Genomic DNA, 6,359 nt, shown 5'->3' with positions numbered 1-6,359 from the left:
GCAGGCGCCCACCAGGCGCCGGCGGCCGCGGGCGGGCGCCGCGCGGACCGGGCCGGACTTCGAGCGCCCGATGGACGCCGTGGACATCGCGGCGGCGGCCGCCGCGGACCTGGACGGCGCCGTCCTCAACGGCATGCCGCCCTCGCCGCTCGTCGCCGACCTGACGCGGGACGTGTCGGCGGACCGTCAGCCGGCCGCCGGGCCCGCCGCGCCCGTGACCGCGCCCCAGGCGCGTGACCGGGCCACGGACCCGGCCCCGGACCGGGCCGGGCGGCAGGCCCCGCGGGCAGGGGTCGTACCCGACCTGACCAAGCCGGTTCCCCGGCACGAGGAGACCGAGGCGCTGCCGCCGCGCGCCGAGCAGCTCCAGCTCGCCGGGGACATCACCTACGCGCTGCCGTCGCTGGACCTGCTGGAGCGCGGCGGCCCCGGCAAGACCCGCAGCGCGGCCAACGACGCGATCGTCGCATCGCTGACCAACGTCTTCGCCGAGTTCAAGGTCGACGCCGCCGTCACCGGCTTCACCCGCGGCCCGACGGTCACCCGGTACGAGGTCGAGCTCGGCCCGGCCGTGAAGGTCGAGCGGATCACCGCGCTGACCAAGAACATCGCGTACGCCGTCGCCAGCCCGGACGTGCGGATCATCTCGCCGATCCCCGGCAAGTCCGCCGTCGGCATCGAGATCCCCAACACCGACCGGGAAATGGTCAAGCTCGGCGACGTGCTGCGGCTCGCGGACGCCGCGGGCGACGAGCACCCCATGCTGGTCGCGCTCGGCAAGGACGTCGAGGGCGGCTATGTGATGGCCAACCTGGCGAAGATGCCGCACGTCCTGGTCGCGGGCGCCACCGGGTCCGGCAAGTCGTCCTGCATCAACTGCCTGATCACCTCGGTGATGATAAGAGCCACCCCCGAGGACGTACGGATGGTGCTGGTCGACCCCAAGCGGGTCGAGCTCACCGCTTACGAGGGCATCCCGCACCTGATCACCCCGATCATCACCAACCCCAAGAAGGCCGCCGAGGCGCTCCAGTGGGTGGTGCGGGAGATGGACCTGCGCTACGACGACCTCGCGGCGTACGGATACCGCCACATCGACGACTTCAACGCCGCCGTGCGGGCCGGCAAGGTCAAGCCGCCGGAGGGCAGCGAGCGGGAGCTCCAGCCCTACCCGTACCTCCTGGTCATCGTGGACGAGCTGGCGGACCTGATGATGGTGGCGCCGCGCGACGTCGAGGACGCCATCGTCCGCATCACCCAGCTGGCCCGGGCCGCCGGCATCCATCTGGTGCTCGCGACCCAGCGGCCGTCGGTGGACGTCGTCACCGGTCTGATCAAGGCGAACGTCCCCTCCCGGCTGGCCTTCGCGACCTCGTCGCTCGCCGACAGCCGGGTCATCCTGGACCAGCCGGGCGCCGAGAAGCTGATCGGCAAGGGCGACGGCCTGTTCCTGCCCATGGGCGCGAACAAGCCCACCCGTATGCAGGGCGCCTTCGTCACCGAGGACGAGGTCGCGGCGGTCGTCCGGCACTGCAAGGAGCAGATGGCGCCGGTCTTCCGCGACGACGTCACGGTCGGTTCGAAGCAGAAGAAGGAGATCGACGAGGAGATCGGCGACGACCTGGACCTGCTCTGCCAGGCCGCCGAGCTGGTCGTCTCCACCCAGTTCGGCTCGACGTCGATGCTCCAGCGCAAGCTGCGCGTCGGTTTCGCGAAGGCCGGACGGCTGATGGACCTGATGGAGTCGAGGAACATCGTCGGTCCCAGTGAGGGCTCCAAGGCGCGTGACGTGCTGGTCAAACCCGATGAGCTGGATGGAGTGCTGGCGGTCATCCGTGGGGAGACGGACTCGTGAGGCGTCGTGACGTCGGCCCGGTCTCACTCGTAAGGAATGACGGGCAACCGTTTCCAGCGGTCATACGTCCAGTTGGAGGAAGGGGCGGACCCCGAAGGTCCCGTCCTCCGGGGCGCCCGGCCATTCCGATGGCGTACAAACTGCGTCCGCCCGGTTGCTCCACCCTTTCGTACCACCCATAGACTGAACCTCCAGCAGGTGGTTACACGCTCGAAAGGCGCCCTCGTGTCCATCGGCAACTCCCCCGAAGACGACCGGCCTTCGACCCCGCAGGACGACCGCCCCGACGACCGGACGGACGACCGTCCCTCGATCGGCCGCCTGCTCCAGCAGGCCCGCATCGACGCCGGACTGAGCGTCGAGGAGGTCAGCACCTCCACCCGGGTGCGCATCCCGATCGTCCACGCCATCGAGAACGACGACTACTCGCGGTGCGGCGGCGACGTGTACGCCCGCGGGCACATCCGCACGCTGGCGCGCGCCGTCGGACTCGATCCCACCGCGCTGGTGGACCGGTACGACGCGGACCACGGCGGCCGTCCCGCGCCCACACCCACCGCGCCGCTGTTCGAGGCGGAACGTATCCGCCCGGACCGCCGGCGCCCGAACTGGACCGCCGCCATGGTCGCGGCGATCGTCGCCGTGGTGGCGTTCGTCGGCTTCACCATGTTCAACGGCGGCGGCGACGGCGGTACGCGGACCAGCCAGGTGGCCGAGGGCCCGGCGCCCGCCCAGAAGCCCAGCCCGAAGCCGGTCCGGCCCAAGCCGGCCGGTCAGCCGCCCGCCCCGGCGGAGAGCGCCATCGCGGCCGCCCCCAAGGACAAGGTGACCGTCAAGCTGACCGCCACCGAGGACAAGAGCTGGATCTCGGCGAAGGCCGGCGACGGCAAGCTGCTGTTCGACGGGCTGCTCCTCAAGGGCGACTCCAAGACCTTCCAGGACGGCGAGCGGCTCGACCTGATCCTGGGCAACGCCGGGGCGATCGAGCTGTTCGTGAACGGCAAGAAGGTCGCGGACGAGTTCGAGGACGGCCAGGTGGAGCGGCTGTCCTACACCAAGGGCGACCCCGAGATCGGCTGAGGCGGGGGAGCGGGCGCCCGGCGGGCATGGTGGGGGCGACCCTGAGCGGCGGGGGCGCGGCTGGGACGAAGTAGTCTTGAGTCCATGCCCGAACGCCGTACCGTCGCCCTTGTCACTCTTGGCTGCGCCCGTAACGAGGTGGACTCGGAGGAGCTCGCAGGCCGCTTGGCAGCGGACGGCTGGGAGCTCGTCGAGGACGCCGCCGCCGCGGATGTCGCCGTCGTCAACACCTGTGGCTTCGTCGAGGCCGCCAAGAAGGACTCCGTCGACGCCCTGCTGGAAGCCAACGACCTCAAGGACCACGGCAGGACCCAGGCCGTCGTCGCCGTCGGCTGCATGGCCGAGCGGTACGGCAAGGAACTCGCCGAGGCGCTGCCCGAGGCCGACGGCGTGCTCGGCTTCGACGACTACGCCGACATCTCCGACCGGCTCCAGACCATCCTCAGCGGTGGCGGCCACGCCGCGCACACCCCGCGCGACCGGCGCAAGCTGCTGCCGCTGAGCCCGGTCGAGCGCCAGCGGGCCGTCGCGGACGTGGCCCTGCCCGGGCACGGCGCCGGGCAGGAGCCCGCGGAGGACCTCCCCGAGGGCCTCGCCCCGGCGTCCGGGCCCCGCGCCCCGCTGCGCCGCCGGCTCGACACCAGCCCGGTGGCCTCGGTGAAGCTCGCCTCCGGCTGCGACCGCCGCTGCTCCTTCTGCGCCATTCCCTCCTTCCGCGGCTCCTTCATCTCGCGGCGGCCCAGCGACGTCCTGGGCGAGACCCGCTGGCTCGCCGAGCAGGGCGTGAAGGAGATCATGCTGGTCTCCGAGAACAACACCTCCTACGGCAAGGACCTCGGCGACATCCGGCTCCTCGAGACCCTGCTGCCCGAGCTGGCGCAGGTCGACGGCATCGAGCGCGTCCGGGTCAGCTACCTCCAGCCCGCCGAGATGCGGCCCGGGCTCATCGACGTACTGACCTCCACCGAGAAGGTCGCGCCGTACTTCGACCTGTCCTTCCAGCACTCGGCGCCGGCCGTGCTGCGCTCGATGCGGCGCTTCGGGGACACCGACCGGTTCCTGGAACTGCTGGACACCATTCGCGGCAAGGCGCCGCAGGCCGGTGTGCGGTCCAACTTCATCGTCGGCTTCCCCGGCGAGACCGAGGAGGACTTCGCCGAGCTGGAACGCTTCCTCACACACGCCCGGCTCGACGCCATCGGCGTCTTCGGCTACTCGGACGAGGACGGCACGGAAGCCGCCACGTACGGGAACAAGCTGGCCCAGGACGTCGTCGACGAGCGTCTGGCGCACCTGTCGCGGCTCGCCGAGGAGCTGACCGCCCAGCGTGCGGAGGAGCGGCTGGGCGAGACCATGGAGGTACTGGTCGAGTCGGTCGACGAGTCGCCGGACGGGGACGGAGCCGTCGGCCGGGCCGCGCACCAGGCGCCCGAGACCGACGGCCAGGTGGTCTTCACCAGCGGCGACGGCCTGACTCCGGGCCGGATGGTCACGGCCAAGGTGGTGGGTACGGAAGGCGTCGACCTGGTCGCTCAGTTCCTTGAGGAGGCGGGCAGATGACCGGAGTCCCGGCATCCGCGGCGGGCGGTACGGGAAGGCCGGCGCCCGGCGGCAAGCTGGGCGCCGCTGCCGTCAACCAGGCCAGCCTGTGGAACATCGCCAACATCCTCACGATGCTGCGGCTGGTGCTCGTGCCGGGGTTCGTGATGCTGTTGCTCCAGGACGGCGGCTACGACCCGGCCTGGCGGGCGTGGGCGTGGGCGGCGTTCGCCGTCGCCATGATCACCGACATCTTCGACGGCCACCTGGCCCGCGCCTACAACCTGGTCACCGACTTCGGGAAGATCGCCGACCCGATCGCCGACAAAGCGATCATGGCGGCCGGGCTGATCTGCCTGTCGGCGCTCGGCGACCTGCCCTGGTGGGTCACCGGGGTGATCCTGTTCCGCGAGCTCGGCATCACCCTGATGCGGTTCTGGGTGATCCGGCACGGGGTCATCCCGGCCAGCCGGGGCGGCAAGCTGAAGACGCTGGCGCAGGGCACCGCGGTCGGGATGTACGTGCTGGCGCTGACCGGGCCGCTCGCCACCCTGCGCTTCTGGGTGATGGCGGTGGCGGTGGTGCTGACGGTGGTCACCGGCCTGGACTACGTGCGCCAGGCCGTGGTGCTGCGGCGCAGGGGACTGGCGGCGCAGCGGGCGGCCGAGCGGGCGATGGCGGCGGAGCAGGCCGCGCGGGCCGCCACCGCCGGGCCGGGCGGGGAGCCGGAGCGGTGAACCCGGCGGCGCGTGTGCTGGAGCTGCTCGCGCAGCGTGCACAGACGCTCGCGGTCGCCGAGTCCCTGACCGGTGGCCTGGTGGCCGCCGAGCTCACCTCCGTACCCGGTGCCTCGCGGTCCTTCCGCGGATCGGTGACGGCCTACGCGACGGCCCTCAAGCGTGACCTGCTGGGGGTCGACGGGACCTTGCTGGCGGAGCGCGGAGCGGTCGATCCCGATGTCGCGCTGCAGATGGCGGCGGGGGTGCGGGACCGGCTCGGGGCGGACTGGGGGATCGCGACCACCGGTGTCGCCGGGCCCGAGCCGCAGGACGGGCAGCCGGTCGGGACGGTGTACGTGGCCGTGTGCGGACCGGGCGGCGAACCCGTCGGCACGGGCAAAGTGGGCGCCCTGAGATTGAACGGCGACCGCGCGGAAATTCGTAAGGAGAGTGTACGGAGCGTGCTGGACCTGCTCGCGGCCGAACTCCCGGACAACGCGCGGGCACAGGATACGGAACAGAACGGGGGGACTTGATGTTTGCAGCCCTGAGTGAACACGACATCGCTCCCCGCACGGCCGCAGCGCGAGGCGGTACGGTGGGGCGTGAAGGATGCGGCTACGCGGTCCGAGGAGGGAGCCACCGATGATTCTGCTCCGTCGCCTGTTGGGTGACGTGCTGCGTCGGCAGCGCCAGCGCCAGGGCCGTACTCTGCGCGAAGTCTCCTCGTCCGCCCGAGTCTCGCTCGGCTATCTCTCCGAGGTGGAGCGGGGGCAGAAGGAGGCTTCCTCCGAGCTGCTCTCCGCGATCTGCGACGCGCTTGACGTACGGATGTCCGAGCTCATGCGCGAAGTGAGCGACGAGCTCTCGCTGGCGGAGCTGGCCGAGTCGGCAGCGGCGAGTGAGCCGGTGCCCGCGCCAGTGCGCCCGATGCTCAATTCCGTGTCCGTGACGTCGGTGGCAGGTGTGCCGACGGAGCGGGTGACCATCAAGGCACCCGCGGAGGCGGTGGACGTCGTCGCCGCCTGATCCGGTCCCCGCGCGGTGGGGGCCGGGCTGATGTGCCGAGCCCGCGCGACACCGGATTCCGAGCTCAGTTCCGAGCTCACGTTTTGGGGCGAGCCCCGGTCGGGTACCCGAATGGCCGACCGGGGCTTTCGCTTACC

At 71.5% G+C, this 6,359-nt stretch carries 6 protein-coding genes; all 6 read left to right on the top strand.

The window, feature by feature from the left end:
• A partial coding sequence (locus AB0H53_RS28010) for a DNA translocase FtsK (protein ID WP_362119105.1) occupies nucleotides 1-1,855 on the top strand: 1,855 nt, incomplete at its 5' end.
• 225 nt (nucleotides 1,856-2,080) lie between these two features.
• Nucleotides 2,081-2,935 carry a helix-turn-helix domain-containing protein gene (locus AB0H53_RS28005; RefSeq protein WP_362119102.1) on the top strand — a complete coding sequence of 285 codons (855 nt, stop codon included), beginning with the start codon at nucleotides 2,081-2,083 and terminating at the stop codon, nucleotides 2,933-2,935.
• Nucleotides 2,936-3,019: 84 nt separating this feature from the next.
• Nucleotides 3,020-4,495, top strand: a complete 1,476-nt coding sequence (rimO, locus tag AB0H53_RS28000; RefSeq protein WP_362119099.1) for a 30S ribosomal protein S12 methylthiotransferase RimO — start codon at nucleotides 3,020-3,022, stop codon at nucleotides 4,493-4,495.
• Nucleotides 4,492-5,211, top strand: a complete 720-nt coding sequence (gene pgsA / locus AB0H53_RS27995; protein WP_362119096.1) for a CDP-diacylglycerol--glycerol-3-phosphate 3-phosphatidyltransferase — start codon at nucleotides 4,492-4,494, stop codon at nucleotides 5,209-5,211. Before rimO ends, pgsA begins: the two co-directional genes overlap by 4 nt.
• Nucleotides 5,208-5,729, top strand: coding sequence for a CinA family protein (locus tag AB0H53_RS27990; RefSeq protein ID WP_362119093.1), 522 nt, complete (start codon nucleotides 5,208-5,210; stop codon nucleotides 5,727-5,729). Before pgsA ends, AB0H53_RS27990 begins: the two co-directional genes overlap by 4 nt.
• 109 nt (nucleotides 5,730-5,838) lie before the next feature.
• The gene (locus AB0H53_RS27985) at nucleotides 5,839-6,222 is read left to right on the top strand and encodes a helix-turn-helix transcriptional regulator (RefSeq protein WP_019889909.1); all 384 of its coding nucleotides are present in this window, start codon (nucleotides 5,839-5,841) and stop codon (nucleotides 6,220-6,222) included.
• Nucleotides 6,223-6,359 lie beyond the last annotated feature (137 nt).

This window comes from Streptomyces sp. NPDC050856 (genome assembly GCF_040653855.1).
Taxonomy (GTDB): Bacteria; Actinomycetota; Actinomycetes; order Streptomycetales; family Streptomycetaceae; genus Streptomyces.
This window is presented reverse-complemented; position numbering and strand designations above follow the sequence as displayed.